Source organism: Nostoc sp. CHAB 5836, assembly GCF_020829445.1.
Taxonomy (GTDB): domain Bacteria; phylum Cyanobacteriota; class Cyanobacteriia; order Cyanobacteriales; family Nostocaceae; genus Nostoc.
Genome location: NZ_JAIVFV010000148.1, coordinates 1 through 16,691 on the forward strand (window position 1 = coordinate 1; position 16,691 = coordinate 16,691).

The 16,691-nt window shown below is 50.4% G+C and carries 16 protein-coding genes and 2 pseudogenes; all 18 read right to left on the reverse strand.

The features are described 5' to 3' along the window. Window positions 1-424: 424 nt before the first annotated feature. Window positions 425-1,345: an alpha/beta hydrolase gene (locus LC605_RS23970; protein WP_229550014.1), complete on the reverse strand. Its 921-nt coding sequence runs from the start codon at window positions 1,343-1,345 to the stop codon at window positions 425-427. Between the two features lie 109 nt (window positions 1,346-1,454). Beyond that, a pseudogene (locus LC605_RS23975) lies at window positions 1,455-1,622 on the reverse strand (hypothetical protein); the annotation flags it as partial. Then, entirely contained in the window at window positions 1,619-1,948 is a 330-nt protein-coding gene (locus tag LC605_RS23980; protein ID WP_229550015.1) for a hypothetical protein, read from the reverse strand. The gene LC605_RS23980 and the pseudogene LC605_RS23975, both read right to left, overlap by 4 nt. Before the next feature lie 304 nt (window positions 1,949-2,252). Continuing rightward, window positions 2,253-4,484 carry a prolyl oligopeptidase family protein gene (locus LC605_RS23985; protein ID WP_229550016.1) on the reverse strand — a complete coding sequence of 744 codons (2,232 nt, stop codon included), beginning with the start codon at window positions 4,482-4,484 and terminating at the stop codon, window positions 2,253-2,255. A gap of 103 nt (window positions 4,485-4,587) precedes the next feature. Continuing rightward, on the reverse strand, window positions 4,588-4,944 hold the full coding sequence (locus LC605_RS23990) for a nuclear transport factor 2 family protein (RefSeq protein ID WP_229550017.1): 357 nt from the start codon (window positions 4,942-4,944) through the stop codon (window positions 4,588-4,590). Window positions 4,945-5,314: 370 nt separating this feature from the next. Then, entirely contained in the window at window positions 5,315-5,716 is a 402-nt protein-coding gene (locus LC605_RS23995) for a RidA family protein (protein WP_229550018.1), read from the reverse strand. 420 nt (window positions 5,717-6,136) lie between these two features. Then, window positions 6,137-6,424 carry a hypothetical protein gene (locus LC605_RS24000; RefSeq protein WP_229550019.1) on the reverse strand — a complete coding sequence of 96 codons (288 nt, stop codon included), beginning with the start codon at window positions 6,422-6,424 and terminating at the stop codon, window positions 6,137-6,139. Window positions 6,425-6,567: 143 nt separating this feature from the next. Continuing rightward, window positions 6,568-7,359 carry a CPBP family intramembrane glutamic endopeptidase gene (locus LC605_RS24005; RefSeq protein WP_229550020.1) on the reverse strand — a complete coding sequence of 264 codons (792 nt, stop codon included), beginning with the start codon at window positions 7,357-7,359 and terminating at the stop codon, window positions 6,568-6,570. A gap of 28 nt (window positions 7,360-7,387) precedes the next feature. Further along, window positions 7,388-8,131: a CPBP family intramembrane glutamic endopeptidase gene (locus tag LC605_RS24010; protein ID WP_229550021.1), complete on the reverse strand. Its 744-nt coding sequence runs from the start codon at window positions 8,129-8,131 to the stop codon at window positions 7,388-7,390. 51 nt (window positions 8,132-8,182) lie between these two features. Beyond that, window positions 8,183-9,166, reverse strand: a complete 984-nt coding sequence (locus tag LC605_RS24015; protein WP_229550022.1) for a CPBP family intramembrane glutamic endopeptidase — start codon at window positions 9,164-9,166, stop codon at window positions 8,183-8,185. Between the two features lie 67 nt (window positions 9,167-9,233). Beyond that, the gene (locus LC605_RS24020) at window positions 9,234-10,166 is read right to left on the reverse strand and encodes a CPBP family intramembrane glutamic endopeptidase (RefSeq protein WP_229550023.1); all 933 of its coding nucleotides are present in this window, start codon (window positions 10,164-10,166) and stop codon (window positions 9,234-9,236) included. Window positions 10,167-10,233: 67 nt separating this feature from the next. Further along, complete coding sequence (locus LC605_RS33480; protein WP_309143278.1) at window positions 10,234-10,365, reverse strand: AraC family transcriptional regulator; 132 nt, start codon at window positions 10,363-10,365, stop codon at window positions 10,234-10,236. Window positions 10,366-10,513: 148 nt separating this feature from the next. Continuing rightward, window positions 10,514-11,071, reverse strand: coding sequence for a DsbA family protein (locus tag LC605_RS24030; protein ID WP_229550024.1), 558 nt, complete (start codon window positions 11,069-11,071; stop codon window positions 10,514-10,516). 186 nt (window positions 11,072-11,257) lie between these two features. Next, window positions 11,258-11,455 carry an SDR family NAD(P)-dependent oxidoreductase gene (locus LC605_RS34340; RefSeq protein WP_369010370.1) on the reverse strand — a complete coding sequence of 66 codons (198 nt, stop codon included), beginning with the start codon at window positions 11,453-11,455 and terminating at the stop codon, window positions 11,258-11,260. Window positions 11,456-11,942: 487 nt separating this feature from the next. Then, complete coding sequence (locus LC605_RS24040; protein ID WP_029634594.1) at window positions 11,943-12,566, reverse strand: response regulator transcription factor; 624 nt, start codon at window positions 12,564-12,566, stop codon at window positions 11,943-11,945. After that, on the reverse strand, window positions 12,563-15,256 hold the full coding sequence (locus tag LC605_RS24045) for a PAS domain S-box protein (RefSeq protein ID WP_229550025.1): 2,694 nt from the start codon (window positions 15,254-15,256) through the stop codon (window positions 12,563-12,565). Before LC605_RS24045 ends, LC605_RS24040 begins: the two co-directional genes overlap by 4 nt. 97 nt (window positions 15,257-15,353) lie before the next feature. Then, complete coding sequence (locus LC605_RS24050; protein WP_229550026.1) at window positions 15,354-15,557, reverse strand: hypothetical protein; 204 nt, start codon at window positions 15,555-15,557, stop codon at window positions 15,354-15,356. A 199-nt stretch (window positions 15,558-15,756) separates the two neighbouring features. Further along, window positions 15,757-16,266 (reverse strand): annotated as a pseudogene (locus LC605_RS24055) (ATP-binding protein); the annotation flags it as partial. Between the last annotated feature and the right edge of the window lie 425 nt (window positions 16,267-16,691).

Here is a 16,691-nt window from a genome sequence, read left to right on the forward strand (position 1 = left end):
AAAATGACTAAAAGTGTCTAACGGACACATCAGCATCTCAGCCACTGTGGCGGCAATCTTATCCTTCCAGTCGCGGCAATCTTATCCTTCCACCGACACTTGCTCCTAAAGGGTTACAAAAATAAAATTGCTCTACGATCTGAAAATCACCGAAAAACCTTATTTTTACTGTGCCAATTGAAGTCTAAGTTATTTAATACAGCATTTGGTAACGTAGCAACAAGGGTTTCAGGCTGCAAAATTCAGTGAGGTTTAAATGGTACAGCTTTAGTCTTATTCATTGTGTTCCTCTGTTCAGTACGATTGTCGAGAGGGGTTTCTAAATCCTTAGTTTTGGCGCTGGAGGGAACCCACACTATGGTGAGCGTTGCTGCCGCAGCGCTCACTCTGTGTTCAGGCTATCCGCTCTAGTGTCCCAACACGCCTAAAGGACGCAGCGAGCGCCGTCTGCGGGGATTTTGAGACCGATGAGATAGTCGGCGACGATGTCGTTGACACACGCACTGTCGGGGGTGAGGGCTACACCGTGCTGTTCGCCCTCGACGGTCAGCAGGCTCGCGCCGAGCGTCTTGGCGAGGCTGATGCCGCCCTCGTGCGGGGTGGCCGGATCGCGAGTGACCGACACGACCAAGGTTTTGGGGAGTCCTTTGATGTTCTGGGCGTAGGGGTAGCCGAGGGTAGGTTTCACGCGCCAATGCTCACAGAGGTCGCGGGCGTTGACGGGTCGGCCAGTGTCCAGAAACGGTGCGACCTTGAAAATGTCGCGCGTCATCGCGCTCTCCTGCTCGGGCGTGTGGCGTTCCTCGTCGAGGCAGTTAATGGCCACCAGGGACTCGTAGTTATTGCCGTAGCTACCGTCGGCATTGCGCTGGCTGAGGATGTCGCGCAAGAGCAGCAGGGTTTTACCGCTTCCGGACTTGAGTTCGGTGATGGCTTTAATCACCGCAGGCCAGAGCGTCTCGCCGTAAAGCCCAGTGGTCACGCCGTCAATTACGGCGGTGTAAGTGACCTTGCGTCCGTCTGCGGTGATGATCGGTTTATCAATCAGTGGCCGCACGATCTGCTGGAAGGCGGCGGTAGCTTGCTTGGGATCGGTGCCGAGCGGACAAGTCGGGGTTTTAGCGCAGAAGGCCGCCATGTTGTCGAAGGCACGCTGGAAACCCGCGAACAGGACGAGGCGACGCTCGGTGGTGCCGGTGGTAGGGTCGACCGCGCCATCGAGCACCATGGCCCGCACGTTCTGCGGGAAGGTTTCGGCGTAGATCGCGCCGAGCCGGGTACCGTAGCTGGCGCCGAAAAAGGAGAGCTTGTCCGCCGAACACCGCGCGGAGTAAGTCCATGTCACGGGCGACATCGCGCGTGCCGACGTGAGCCAGCACGTCCTCACCGCCGGAACGCTCGGCGCATTTTTGGTACAACTGACGGGTCTGGTGGTCGGTGTAGTCCTTGCCCCCGGAGTTGATCGAGTTGACCAACTTATCGGCCTCTCGTTCGGCATCGGTGAAGCAGTCTAGGGCTGGTGTCGAGGCCGCAACCCCGCGTGGGTCGAACCCGATCAGGTCAAACTGCTTGGTGACCGGACTGTCGGCCAAGTTCTTTGCCACCGTGACCGCGTAGCTCATCCCGGAGAAGCCGGGGCCGCCTGGGTTGAGCAGCAGGGAGCCGATTGCTTGCCCTTTGCCGGTACGCGCAGCAGTGCAATCTGCGCGGTTCGCCCGCCAGGGTTCTGGTAGTCGAGCGGCACCTCAAGCCGGGCGCATTCGAAGGTGTCGTTGGCGAAGTCCTTAGCGTCGGCATCCGTGGTGGCATAGCCCTCGCACGAGCCGAAGGTCAGCTTCTGGTTGTAGAAGTGTTTCAGCTCCGCAGGGACTTTTACTCCTGGCTTTGACGGGTGACCGAGTGTGGGCTGTCCGCAGGCACTAAGAACTAGTATCACCGCCCCAATCATTAGCGAGCTTCCGACGTGGGTCTTCCTAGCAAGCAGGGTTCTCCTCCTAGCGGGAACCGTTGGTTCTGAGCCGTGCGTAGGTAGGCCACGATCTCGCTTGTGATTAGAAGAAATGTGAGACATGGGGATAAACTCCTTCGAGCTAGTTGTTGATGGGTTCAGGTATTAACGGGGTCATCGATGACCCCACCAAAGCGCAGACTGTAAATTAGTTTGTTAGAACTTACGCATTGACGAAAATAGGGTGGTGTGAGGCGTTACGCTTCCTCGATTAGTTCGACGTATGTTGATTTGTTTGACGCGATCACTTCGCTGGCTTCACATCCAGCCCCGTCCAATGAGCGGCAAAAGCCCACATATCCGCCGTTTCCTCAATGATCTTGTCCGTGGGCTTGCCCGCTCCATGTCCCGCGCGCGTCTCGATGCGGGCAAGGTGGGGCTTGTCACCGATATCCGCCGCCTGGAGCGCAGCGACATATTTGAAGGTGTGCCCTGGCACCACGCGATCGTCTGTGTCGGCAGTGGTGGCAAGGATCGCGGGATATGCCTTGTCAGACTCGATGTTGTGATAAGGCGAATAGCTCAAGAGGTTACGGAAATCCGCTTCCCGTGCCGGAGACCCAAACTCGTCTACCCATGTTTTTCCGCTCGTGAACTGGTCGAAGCGGAGCATGTCCATGACCCCAACCTGGGGCAGCGCGGCGGCGAACAGATCCGGTCGCTGATTGACCACTGCGCCGATCAGGAGTCCGCCATTCGATCCACCCTGAATCGCCAAGCCGTCTTGGGGCGTGATTCCCTGCGCCTTGAGATACTCGCCCGCCGCGATGAAATCGTCGAAGACATTTTGCTTGTTCTGACGACGACCCGCTTCGTGCCATGCCTTGCCATATTCGGAGCCGCCGCGAATGTTAGCAACAGCGTACACTCCGCCCTGTTCGACCCATCCCAAATGCTCCGGCGAGAAAGCGGGAAGTATGGGGATTCCAAATCCCCCATAGGCATAGAGCAGCGTTGGTGCCGAACGGGTCACATCCTTGCGTCGGACGATAAACATCGGGACACGGGTGCCATCCTTTGACGTATAGAAACGCTGTTCGACTGCGATCTGACTGAGATCGATCGCCACCTTGGGTTGTGCCCACACCCGCGCCGTGTTGCTGGCGACATCGTATCGATAGATTACGCCCGGAGCGTTAAAGCTGGTGAAGATGAAGAAGGTTTCCGGGTCGCTCTGTTTACCCTTAAAACCGCCAGCGGTGCCGATACCGGGCAGCCTCACCACACCATCAGCCTTGCCATCCAGCGTGTAGCGTCGAATTTCTGTCTTCACGTCAGCCAGATAGGAGATCAGCAACCGTCCAGCGACCAGCGACGGATTGAGCAGAACCGAATCCTGCTCCGGCACTACATCCCTGATCGCTGGGTCAGCAGCGGCGATGTCCATCGTCACGACCTTGAAGCGCGGCGCGTCCTGGCTAGTCATGAGGAAGAACTTTGTCCCCACATTGCCGACGACACCCCATTGATTATCGAGATTATCGACCAGCTTGCGAGGCTTCCAATCAGCGCTCTGGAGATCCACCACGGTCAGTGTGTTGGTCGCTGAAATGGGCGTAGAAGTGATGGCGACGTAACGCCCGTCTTCAGTGATGCTCAAGGTATGCAGCATGTTCGGCTGATCCGGGTTTGTATAGACCAGCCGATCTTGCGCCTGGGGGGTGCCGATCGCATGAAAATAGACGGCATGGTTGGCTACGCTTGCTTGCGATTCGGTGCCCTGCTTCGGTTCAGGGTAACGGGCGTAGAAAAAGCCAGATCCGTCCTTCGTCCATGCGATGCTGGTGAATCTCGCCCATTTGACCTGATCGTCGAGTACCTTGCCCGTGTTCACTTCCAGTACCCGAATCGTGCGCCAGTCGGTACCGCCATCCTGCACCGCATAAGCCACGCGCTTGCCATCATCAGAAGCTGACCATTCAGCAAGCGCAGTCGCCCCGTCCTCTGCCCAACTGTTGGGATCGATCAGCACACGCCCTGCGCTATCTACGCTGTCGCGGACATAAAGAACCTGCTGGTTCTGAAGTCCGGAATTATGAAGGTAGAAATACCGTCCACCCTTTTTGACTGGAATAGAGAACCGCTCATAGTTGTACAACTGCTTCAGTCGGTTCTTGAAGATATCTCGACCTGGCAGCGTATTGAGATGAGCATTGGTGACTTTGTTCTGCGATTCGACCCAAGCGGCGACTTCTTTGTCATTGCGGACATCGTTTTCCAACCAGCAATAGGGGTCAGCGATCATCTGTCCGAAATGTTCCTCGACGACATCGACTCGCTTGGTTTCAGGATAGGTGATTGTAGGTGACATTGCTGTGGACTCCGTGCAGGCGGAGGCGAAATGGGTGGTAAAGAGTAGCGCGATCGCAAAAAGGGTTGCGCGGCGCATCGCTATCTTTATCTTTTGAAATGAGAGTCGAAAGCCAAAGAGGTTGAATTTCAGTAATTCTTGTTGTGATTTTGCAGTTTTGAACATGTCATTGATCTATGTAACAAAAGGGTTGACCGCAACTACCTGAGTTAAACGATCGCAAGTAGGTAAACAAAATTAATTACATTGTTTTCACCAAATTCTTTCATCACCTTCTCAAGGTTTTGATGACGAAAGCTCTTAATTCGACCATCTGACCATCGCGAAAGCGCCAGATGTCACAGTACGAGTAATCAGCCGTCTTCCCGTCTTCGTCCTTCATGGTGATGTCGCCGAGTGCTGTGACGAAATCACCCTCAGCGATTAAGTTCACGACCCTAAACTTTGGCGGCTCTAAGTATGTCGTTACCATCCATTGGCGAACGGCTTCTTTTCCTTCAAGGGTCTTGTCGCCTACAAATGTCCATTTTGTGTCGTCGGCACAGAACGACAAGAATCCTTCATAATTGCCTTGGGCGATCGCTGCGTTTGCCTCTTCTAAGATTGCTTTATTTTTGTCTGACATCTGAATTTCTCCTTTGTTCAATTCGTAAGTTGAACATCAGGTCGTAGAACGCCGTGACGGTTTTCTTGTTCTGCTCCAGTCAGTCATTCATCAACACCCCCCCCTTGTGATGCCCTGCTGGACAAAATCAAACTCCAATCCGTTTAGCAATTACCAACGCCGTGAAGCTAGTCTAATTTTCTGTAAATTTCAGTACAATTTTGCCCCGTGTTCCTCCCTGCTCTAGACGTTGGTGTGCTACCGCTGCCTTCATAAATTCCATGTGTGCCAACTCCCCTTGATTCAGAATAAACAGTGATGGGATTTCGATACCATTCAGCGGAAGTAACTCCCTGACTTTGCAATAGCCCGTTGCCTTTAAGTGCAAAACTCACGGAACAATTGCAGTCACGCGGATTTCAATTCGCATCGTTGGAAGTGCAAGAGCCGCGACTCCTACCTCTGTCCAAATGGGGGCATGGTTGGGCATATAATGACGAAATAGCTTGACCATCACCTCGTTAACCTCTGGGGGAAACCCTCCAACATGGTAAGAATTGATGTGGACAACATCCTCCCAACCCGCTCCAGCAGTCGCCAAAGTTCGCTCTACGTTCCGAAATGCCTGAGCAATCTCGTCCGCGAGCGATTCGGGAATTTGCAGATTGTCATCCACCCCGCCTTGACCTGATGTCTCTACTCGATCGCCAATTTTTACCGCTTGCGAGTAATGCAATTCATTCAGCAGGTATTCCCCATAACCTGGAGTGACAAAAAACTTGGGCTTATTCATGGTGTTCCTTCTTCTGATTTAGATACTAATGTTCAGGATTTCGCCATGTAATCACAATGATTTCTGCAAATATTAAGACGACTGATAGCCGCGAAAACGCTTGTAAAATGGCTTCCATTGCCCAGTTCTGACTCTGAAGCTCCCAGATCGTCACAATAATGTTCACTCCAATCCCCAACCAGGGTACAATAACCGCTGAATTCCGTCTGCGATAGAAGCGGAGCGTCGCCTCCCGCCAAAAAGGGAAGGTACTGAAGAGACAAACAAGGTAAGACGCTCCTGCACTGGCGAACAAGCTTCTTTGAAGACCCGAAGGCAGGTTTGGGTATCCAAGTGCGATCGCACTCAGGCAAACTCCGAGCGCGAGGTACAGAAAAGTAAACAAGGTAAATCGTTTCATTATTTCTTCTCCGGTGAAGCTTATTCTCTGTACCACACACGCACACATTGAAAGCAATTGACTGTAACGCCCTGGCTGATCATCACTGGGTAGACCCCATTACTGACTGTTACGCCGTAAACACCATCACTTGTGCTTTTCAAGCTATCTGGTAAAACAACAGTTTCAACATTGATCACCTGTACCGTTTTACTTGCAATCCACTGATTGACCTCACTCACAACCTCAGAGAAGAATTCATATTCGGAAGGGCCGCCGAAGGGTCCCCGTTCAGTAATCCGAGGCGCAAAATCTTTGCACTGAATCATTTGATTTACCACCTTAAAACTGTAGAGTTGAGCATCAATTCAAGTAGTGGGCATCGCCCACCATTTTTAAAACCTTTCTTTTTAAAACCTTTCACGGTAAAGCTTTGTGGGCAGTGCTAGCCCTACGATATCTATTCCAAAACTTAAGCCAACCTTGCCAGTAAACCGCTAAGAACAGAGGCAAAAGCATGAAAGCTGATATGGGCTAACATTGCAGCTTCTAGCGAATATTGCCAAAAGAGCCAGCCAAACGCAATCCCCACAATTCCATTCAGTAACAACGCCCGAATAATCACAACTGGAGTGAGGGGAACGATCGCGGCAGTCGCTGGCAGGTGTAGTAGTCCAAATACTAACGCGGCTAGAACGATCGCACCCTGGTAAATCCCTTGACTTGGCAACGTAACGCCTTGTTTTAGCCCTTTCCACGCAATCCAAACAAGCAGCGACATTAAACCCCAGCGCATCAAAATTTCCTCAGTGATGCCGCCATAGAACATTGCTGTGAGCAAATTCAACCAACTTGGCTCTGTATTATTTGCTGCCCGTAGCGCTTCAGGTAGGACAGGTTGCATCAACTGATCGAGCAACAAGAGAACGATCGCCGCCGCTGCACCCACACCCAAGCTCCACTTCATCTCAACGGCAAAAGATGGAGACTTAGCGGTGTGAAACACCCAATGATCAATCAAATGGGAGCTTAATCCAACACGATAGGCACAACCAATTCCGATAAGAATGCTGATTGCCAGTAGAATTGAATACTGTAGTCCTTGCAGAAGCATTAAAATCCCCAATGGTGGCACTTTTTCCAGTATTTCTGGAGACAGTTTCGCTAACTGTTGCTCGACTAAAGGAATAGACGCGATCGTGAACATGACAATTCCCACACTGCCCAATACAAATAGAATCCCGAATTGTTTCAGAATTGCCATTGGTTTAACCTCCAGATGATCCTTCCTATCAGCCCATGCCAGCAGCTACCATCACCGGAATTGTGGGCAAGTTGAAAACGACGTGAGCAATAACAGCAGTCCAGACCGAGCCGCTGCGGCGGAAGACCTCAGCAGTGGCGAGACCAGCGACTACGGCTGCGGGAAAGACGATGTTGATGCCGTGACCAAGGGCAAAGATCACGGTGCTACCCACGACCCCGATGAACGAACCGTAGCGCAGCAGCGCATTAGCGACGACACCCCGAAAGAGCAACTCCTCACCAAGAGGCGTGACGATTCCGAGGAACAACGTGGCTAAAAACAGGGATAGTACTCCGCCGCTGCCGCCCTCTGCGTACACACCCTGAACATTGTTGGTGTTCCCGGTGATCTGAATCCAGCCCAGAACTGCCAATCCCTTGAGTACAAAGGCAACCAGTCCGACTCCGATCGCGATGAGCAGCCAGCGTCTGGAAACTCGGCGCACGCCAAAGGCACTCAGGGATCGAATCCGTAGTAGTGCTGCCGCTGCGAACCCGGCAATCCCGGCAATCCCGGAGAGCGAGGTGAAGACCAATCCGTAGACCACGGGGTCAAGACCGAGCCGCTTGAGTTGCGAACCAACCCCGAATCCGACGATCGCGAAGACGACAAGACCCACAATGATCTCAAGCCAGCTTGGACGGGAGACTTGGTTGGGTGCAGACCGCTCCAAGGACGCGACAGGGGACTTCCCTGGCTGCTGCGGGTAGTTAGAAGGCACTTTAGACATGATGATCCACTCCTTTGATCCACTTGCTGATAGTTTTACGAACTGACGAGATCACTGATGCCCCTTCCGACGGCTCTGGGAAACGGGTTCGGATGCCTCGTCACGTTTGAACACCTTGTAGGCGATCGCCAGGAACACGGGTACTGCAACCAGCACTGATAGCGCCCCGTAGGTCGCGTGGTACTCGCTGACTGTGAACAGGGCTGGCGTGGTCACGACGGTTCCGGCTGCGTTGATCACGAGTATGCCGCCAATGTTGTTAGCGAAGTGTACGCCGATGGCAAGCTCAGTGGTTCCGTCAATCAACGAGATTATGGTCCACAGCAGACCCGGAACGAGGAAGTAGCTGAAAAAGACCGTGAGCCAACCGCCCGCGATCGCCTCCGGGTTGAGGAGGTGCGGCAGGGTGAATATGACGGCTGATACGAGCGCTAGAAACACGGGGTTCGTCCAGACGAGGCTCGCGCCCTGCACAATGTATCCGCGAAAGAAAAGCTCCTCAGTGGTGGTCTGGATCGCAGTGATGACCAGTGCCAGAGGGATGAAGAGTGCGAACGTCGTGAGGTCGGAGTTGAAGGACAAGGTGTCGGGGTAGAAAAGATACTGTCCTAGCCCACCGATCAGGCAGTATGGCACGAACCACGCCACAAATCCGTGACCGACACGAGTCCAGCTTATCTTCTCCCGCGCCGTGATCAGCGTTCGCAGGGGGCGGCGGTGGATAAGGGAAACGGTGAGGAGTATCCCCGCAAGGAAGAACGGAAAACCTGCCATGATTACCAGGAAGCTCCCCACAGAGCCGAGCGCAGCTAAATCCGCCCGACGGAACGCCGCGAAACCCTCTGGACCGTCCAGCGCAAGCGCGACGATCGCGCTGCCAACGCTGCCGACCACTAGCCACGTAGAGAGGATGACCACCAGTCCCAGAACATACTGCCACCTTCGATGCTTACCCCACCGGGCAGCCTCCACGTAAGTCGCGTCTTTCCCTTCCGTTCTAATTCCATGCTTTCCTTTGGTTGCTTTGATTCTCATCTTTGTCTCCTTTACCCGTGATTTGATCGCTAATTGCCTTTGCTAGTGTTTTCAGGGTTCGATGGGATTACTGAGGATTCTTCCAGTGGCTCTGGAAAACGGGTTTGGATGCCTTGTCACGTTTGAACACCCGGAAAACAATCACCAGGAAAACGGGAATCAGCACGAGAGATGTGATGTCGTAGAATCTCGCATGGTACTCGCTGATACTGAACAGGGCTGGCGTAGTGAAGAAGCTTCCAGACCAGTTGAACAAGAGAAAGTACGCGAGGTTGTTGGCGAAGTGCGCGCCGATCGCAAGCTCGGTAGTGCCGTCGATCAATGAAACGACCGCATACAGCAGACCCGTGCCGACGAACATCCCGATCCAGCCACCCTCCTGTGCCTCCGGGTTGGTGGCGTGCGGCAGGGTGAATATCACAGCCGACACGATCGCCAGAAAGACGCGCTTAGACCAGATCAGGCTCGCGCCCTGCACGATGTACCCGCGAAAGAAAAGCTCCTCTGTGGTCGTCTGGATCGCAGTGATGACCAGTGCGATCGGCACGAAGAGCGCGAACGTCGTGAGGTCGGAGTTGAAGGAGAAGCTATCGGGGTAGAGGAGGTATTGCCCCAGCCCGCCTAGCAGCACCCACGGCACGAACCCAGCCACGAAGCCGTGACCGATGCGAGTCCAACTGATCTTCTCTCTCGCCGTGACGAGCGTCCGGGGATGACGCTGGTGGATGAGGGAGACGGCAATGAGAATTCCCGCGAGGAACACCGGAAAACCTGCCATGACCACGACGAAGCCCCCTACGGAACCGAACGCGGCGTAATCTAGCCGACTGAGTGCTGCGACACCCTCTTTGCCGCCGAGCGCTAGCGCGACGATCGCGCTAGCGAAGTTGGCGACGACCATCCATGCAAAGAGGATGATCATCAGCCCCAGAAGATACCGCCACCACCGATGCTTACCCCACCGGGCAGCCTCCACGTAAGTCGCGTCTTTCCCTTCCATTCCAATTCCCTGCTTTCCTTTGGTTGCTTTGATTCTCATCTTGTCGCTATGAATGATTCGTATCGTGTCAGCGAACTTGTTTTGGAGTCATTCCAGTCAAGCGCTTAAGCTGTTGGGTCAGATGGCTTTGACTGGAGAAATCGACTTGTAGAGCTATGTCTGCGGTAAGCGTTCGCGGAGCGTCTCGTAGAGAAGCTATCCCGAAGGGTTATCGCCAAATCCGTTTTCGACAATATTGTTTTCGCCCGGTTCCACCCGCTGTTGAATCACATACTGGTGTGGTGAAACTCCTATCGCCTATTTGAATAAACTCGCAAAATAGGTCGGGCTAATAGGGATCGGTTAGCTCAATGACTGGCAGCAACAATGGTTGCCATCAACTCTGTCATTCTCCAGCGTCCGATATATTCGATGTTATTGATAAATAGGGCTGGAGCCGCCGTTATTCCACTCTGCAATCCACTTTCGATATCCTCATTGATGCGATCGATATGCACTTGTTTAGACAACTCTTTGAGAAATTGAGGGATATCAAGCCCTAAATCATTGGCGTACTCTACAAGATAACCATTTTCTAACTTCTGTTGATGGGCAAACAAAGTGTCGTGCATTGACCAAAACTGTCCCTGAGCGGCGGCGGCAACGGCTGCTTGGGCTGCCCGTTGAGCTTGGGGATGAATCTGTGCTTGCGGAAAATGACGGAAGATAAAGCATAAATCATCTTCTCCAAAAGAAGCACTAAGTTCTCCTTTGAGCAATTTAATCAGCTTGTAAACATCCGCACTTTTAGAGCATTGATAGTCTCCATACATCACCAGCACGACCTTAGCACTCAGCACACCTCGCATCCAATCCTGGGTTGAAGGGGTTACAAGTAAAGAACTGTGGCTACGAGCGTCGTTCATTTTTATACATTTGCATCAAGCATGGAACCTGGCAATTTACTTACTCAATCCATTGATTGCGTAACTGTTTGCATAAATTCAATATAGGCGATCGCCTTCAAGCTTTCGTCTATAGCAAGTTAAAATTTTTACAGTATAAATTGATAGAGCAACCATGCCATCATGGAGTAGAAGGCTAGCTATAACTTAAGTTAGAATCCCAATTCTATCGAAAGTACATCCTATAAATGATGGCGAGTACCTTGCAGTGATAGGCGTAACGGAGGAGTTTCGACGACCAACTACCACCACCTTTGCTTGTTGTTTGGCATAAGCGATCGCGGTTGCTCGACCGATGCCCGATGTTCCGCCAGTCACCAAAGCAACCTTGTCTTTCAGCATCATGATAGTTACCTCTTGTTGTGAATGGTTGTGTCACTTTGTCAATCAGCAGAATGAGTAGGGTGGCAAGGGTTACAAATGACAACGTTGTTTTCCAGGTCAATGATGTATTGATTGATGACACCGGACTCCTGAGAAAGCTAATGGGTTTCCTTTTAGCGTCTACTCTTCCCGGCGGAAAACTTCGGATATCAACCGTGTAAAGGCACCAGATTGGTCGTATGAATCAGGATTTGAGCGTTTGCGATCGCCCGCTTCCGTCCCCTTTACATTTTTTTAGAGACAGCCTCTTACCGCTCTCAAGGAGCATGATTTGCCTGATTGGATGCACTTCTATTTGCATAAATTCAATATAGGCGATCGCCTTCAAGCTGTCGTCTATAGCAAGTTAAAATTTTTACAGTATAAATTGATAGAGCAACCATGCCATCGTGGAGTAGAAGGCTGGTTCTAACTCAAGTTAGAATCCCAATTCTATCGAAAGTACATCCTATAAATTAACAATGCCGCGTTTAACGGCAACAATTACAGCTTGGGTGCGATCGCTAACATCTAACTTATTCAAAATCCGATTGACATGAGATTTGACAGTGCCTTCACCGATACTCAAAGCAGCTGCAATATCGGCATTGCTCATTCCCTGCGCCAGTGAGCCGAGTACTTCTAGTTCTCTTTCACTCAGTTCTGGATTGCTGAGGCGCTGTACCAACTTTGCTCCTACATCAGGCGGAATATACTTCTGACCCCGATGAACGGTACGAATAGCATTCAGAAGCTCGTCAGGTTCAGTTTCTTTCAACAGATATCCTTTTGCGCCTGCCTGCAATCCCCGATAAATATCTTCGTCACTATCATACGTGGTCAGTACAATAATCCGAGCAGATTTAGCAGTAGCACAAATTGCACCGATGGCGGCAACTCCTTCCACTTCAGGCATTCGGAGATCCATGAGCGTGACATCCGGTTGGTGTTCCCCAAATAGAGCGATCGCTTGTTCCCCATTTTCGGCTTGGGCAATCACCTGCATATCTGGGTCACGGTTAATAATCGTGGCTAATCCTTGCCGAAAAATAGCATGATCGTCTGCAATGAGAACCCGAATGGCTTGGCTCATTGTGATGCCTCCCGATCGACGGTAACAATCATCTCTGTTCCTTCTCCAGGTTGACTCCTAATCGTGAGTTGTGCCCCGATGCGCTCTGCCCGTTCGCTCATGCCTAGTAAGCCAAAACCCTCAGAGGCTGGAATACTCCCAACTCCAAAGCCCTGTCCATTGTCTCTCACGCGCAAGCAAAACTGATCGCGATCGTATCCTAGCTTCACTCGAATTTCGTCAGCATTGGCGTGTCTAATCGCATTGATTAATGCTTCCTGCCCAATCCGCAGTAGGTTACTCTCGACTTCAATCGGCAGAGAATATACTGCACCCTCAATCTCATAATATAAAGTGGTATCCATTGCGGCAGTTCTGAGTTGAGCGACGAGACGATGTAGAGCGCTCTGTAGACTGCCTTCCTCCAAAAGCTGAGGACGGAGCGCTACTACCGATCGCCGCGCTTCAACCAGTCCAGTTCGCGCCAATTCTTTGATCAGGTCTAGGTGTGCCTCAGTTGCTTCTACATCATCCGTTAGCACCTGTTTTGCCGCTCCTACCTGAGCCAGAATGCCCGTAAACGCCTGAGCCAGTGTGTCGTGAATTTCACGCGCCATGCGGTTACGTTCTTCCAAAATCGAGGCTGCTTCTGCTCGCTTTTGCAGCGTAATATCTCGCGCTATCCAAATCACCTGTTCGTGCCGAATCGGTGCAATGCGAGCCGAAAACCAGATTTCTCGTTCAGCTATCCACTGGCTGTATTCAACTGTGAGTACTTGTTGGGTTCTCAGCACCTGCTGAATGTAACTCAGGAATTCATCAGCTTGTTCCGTAGCATAGAGTTGATGCAGTGTTTTACCAATATACTCCTCCCTATGCAACTCTCCATATGACGGATTTCCTTTGATTGCGCCGATCACTTGCCCTTTAGCATTGAAAACACACAGCGGATCGGGAATGGCTGAAAAGAGCGCCCGTAGCTCTGCTTCAGAGGCTTGCAATGCTACTTCTGCCTGTTTGCGATCGCTAATATCCGCAATCACCCCTTCGATGTAGTCATCGGCTGCATTCAAATAAGAAGAGAAAAGTCCCCAAAACAATGTCCCATCTTGTTTTCGCATCTGGACTTCAAAGCTTTGCAGTTCCCCATCCCGCTTCAGCAACTCAATGGCTTGTTGGCGAACGCCCTGATTGACATAGTAGCCTGTAGTGTGTTCCAGCCCGATAATCTCTTGGGGTGAATCAAAGCCAAACAGATCGGCAAAGCGTTGATTGGCATTGAGAATTAAGCCATCATAGATGCGGGTTCGGTAGATACCAACCTGTGAGTTTTCAAAAATAGTTCGGAACTTGGCTTCACTGCGTTGTAATGCCTCTTCTGCTTGTCTACGCTGGGTGGTGTCATTGCCAACCGATAAGATTTCAACGACATCTCCTTGTTCATTGAAGATGGCTTGATTTGACCAAACAACCCAAACTCGCCGACCGTCTCGACACAGGTTTTCACCCTCGCCTTGCGGGTACGATTGAGGATTACGAAGTAAATCATGGACAAAGGGTCTCACATCGCGTCCAGAAAGTTCGGCTTCTGGAATGATGGTTTCAAATAAGCTCCGCCCTAAAATCTGATGTTCTTCATAGCCAAGAAGTTTTACCCCATAATCGTTGATGTAGCGAATCCGTCCTTGCGGATCATAGCGAATAATAACGGAATTCGCGGTTTGTAGCAGGTTGCGATAATTTGCTTCACTTTGTCTCAATGCGGCTTCGGTTTGTTGACGTTCCGCGATCTCCTGCTGCAAAGCTTGGGTTTGCTCTTCTACCTTCCTTTCCAGTGTTTCGGAATAATCTGATAACCGTTCATATAACCGAGCATTCTCCAGTGAAATTGCTGCCTGAGCCATCAACAGTTTAAGGACTTGTAAGCGATCGCTAGTAAACACTCCGGTACTGAGATTGTTCTCTAGATAAAGTATGCCAATCAGCTGATTTTGCTTGAGAATGGGCATACACAGGAGCGATCGCGTTTGTTGATGTTGAATATAAGGATCAGTCAAAAAAGACGGTTCGCTGATTGCATCATCAAACACCAGAGTTTCAGATGTGCGTTCTACTGATTGGATGACGGAGACAGGAATTGTTGCACAGCCAGCAACAGCGATCTTTTCTAGGTTACACTGTCTACTCTCACTGCACTGAGCCACAACAGTGAGCCGATCATCTTCCAGGAGAACCAGAGCGCCAGTTTCGGCTCCTGCATTTTCTATCACCACCTGCATCAACGTTGCAGTTAATTGATCGAGATGGATCATTTCTGAGATGGCTTGAGCCGCTTTCATCGCCGCAGCCAAATCTATTGCCGCAGTCGGATGACGGATCGTTTCATCGGTCACGATTGAATGTGATTGCCGAACTAGGTTGGTGTTGAGGAGTTGTGGATAGCGTTTTTCTAAATCTTTAACTTTAGCGGTTGCGCCCCAGCGATCGTAGCAATAGTGCGCCTCTTTTATGTAAGTTTGAGCAATTTTTGACCGCCCTCGCGCCAGATAATGTTTAGCCGCTAATTCATAGGCGAGTGCTTCTTCCTGGATCAACTCATTTTCAGCAGCCACCGCGATCGCTCGCTCGTAAAACTCTTCAGCCTCAAAAAATTGCCCTAAGACTCGCGCTTTTTCTGCCTCGACTAGATGAAATTTATGTAGATAATTCATGGGAGGTGTTCTGCCCATTTCTGCATCTTTTCTTGGTTGATGTTAACACAATTGAGCCAAGCTACTTTTTGGGAGTTTGAAGCATCCAGCGGTAGGCTCAAAAGCGCCAGAGAAGATATTGGCTGCATGGATTCTGCCCAGAATGTCGCTCAGAGCGATCGCAAGACCAAGAAAAGTGGATAAAGGCATGGGGAGAGGGATAATCAAGCTTTAGCATTTTTACGATGATCCCTACCCCATCGTCTCTGATGCCCCGGTACACTTGACAGTGCTTATTTTTACCTGTTCGTTTATCAGGCATTTTCGAGAATTGACCGGAAATAAAGTACTATTTCGTCGAAAATTCCTGGCTGATTCAAAATATCCCCTAAGCTTACGAATTAAAGAGATACAAAAACCATATCTAAAACTTGAAATTTTGCATAGCTGGTAATGATAGTGATAATTATTCTCATAACGAGAATTGCTGGTGATCGATTACCATAATCGTAAACATTAAGTAGGTCGGCGCGAAGTTTGGGACTATTTTTAGTTTTGGCAGTAATCTTCCCAATACCTACAGATAATTCAATATCTAGCGGCGTTTGCAAAAACTCAGAAATTTCGCCAAATAGATTTTTAAAGTATCCTGGTTTCAGGTTAATTTTGATTGCTTCTAGACTTTGACTCACTTCACGAGCGATCGCCAGTAAAATATCTGTAATATCAATATCAGCCATATCCAGGCTTTGGCTAGACTCAAAATAAACCACATGAAATCCCTGCTGTTCTAACTCTGCTTTTAGCCGCAGTAACTCAGTGGATTTGCCACAACCGATATGTCCGGTAAATAATTGACAGGTAGGTTGTTCTGGTGCAAGGCGGGTAATAGTTCGCCCTAATTCTTCAATAATCTTGGCACCACGCACTTTAGAGAAATCAATATAATATTGTCTATCCTCCGGCTTACTGACAAGCAGAGTCTTGCTAGGGTTGCAAGCCTGAAAAAACCTAACTAAATCCAGTTTCATCACTAATTACCCGCAATCAGCCTGACACTTTTGCCCATTTCAGTGATTATACAGATGATAAAGCTGTTATTTCCGAAAAAACTCTTGACGGTGGCTGATTAAGAGACCTCTTGAACGAACCGCAGAGGCGCAGAGGGCACAGAGAGAAGAGAGAAAGAGAGGGAAGAAATGCTTAACTGAACTGTATTGCCTTAAAAAGGGGGAAACCAGAATCAAAGTCCCCCTTATTAAGGGGGATTTAGGGGGATCGAAAACGTTTTGCTACCAACAAGAGGACTTTTCAAACTACGCAGTATTGAGCCCACATTCCGCACCCACAACTGTCACACCCCAAGGAGACGGATATATTTAGTACATAAGAACTATTTATTAGGAGAATTTACTAGAGCTAAATAGGAATTACTATTATTAAGCTGGATGTATAG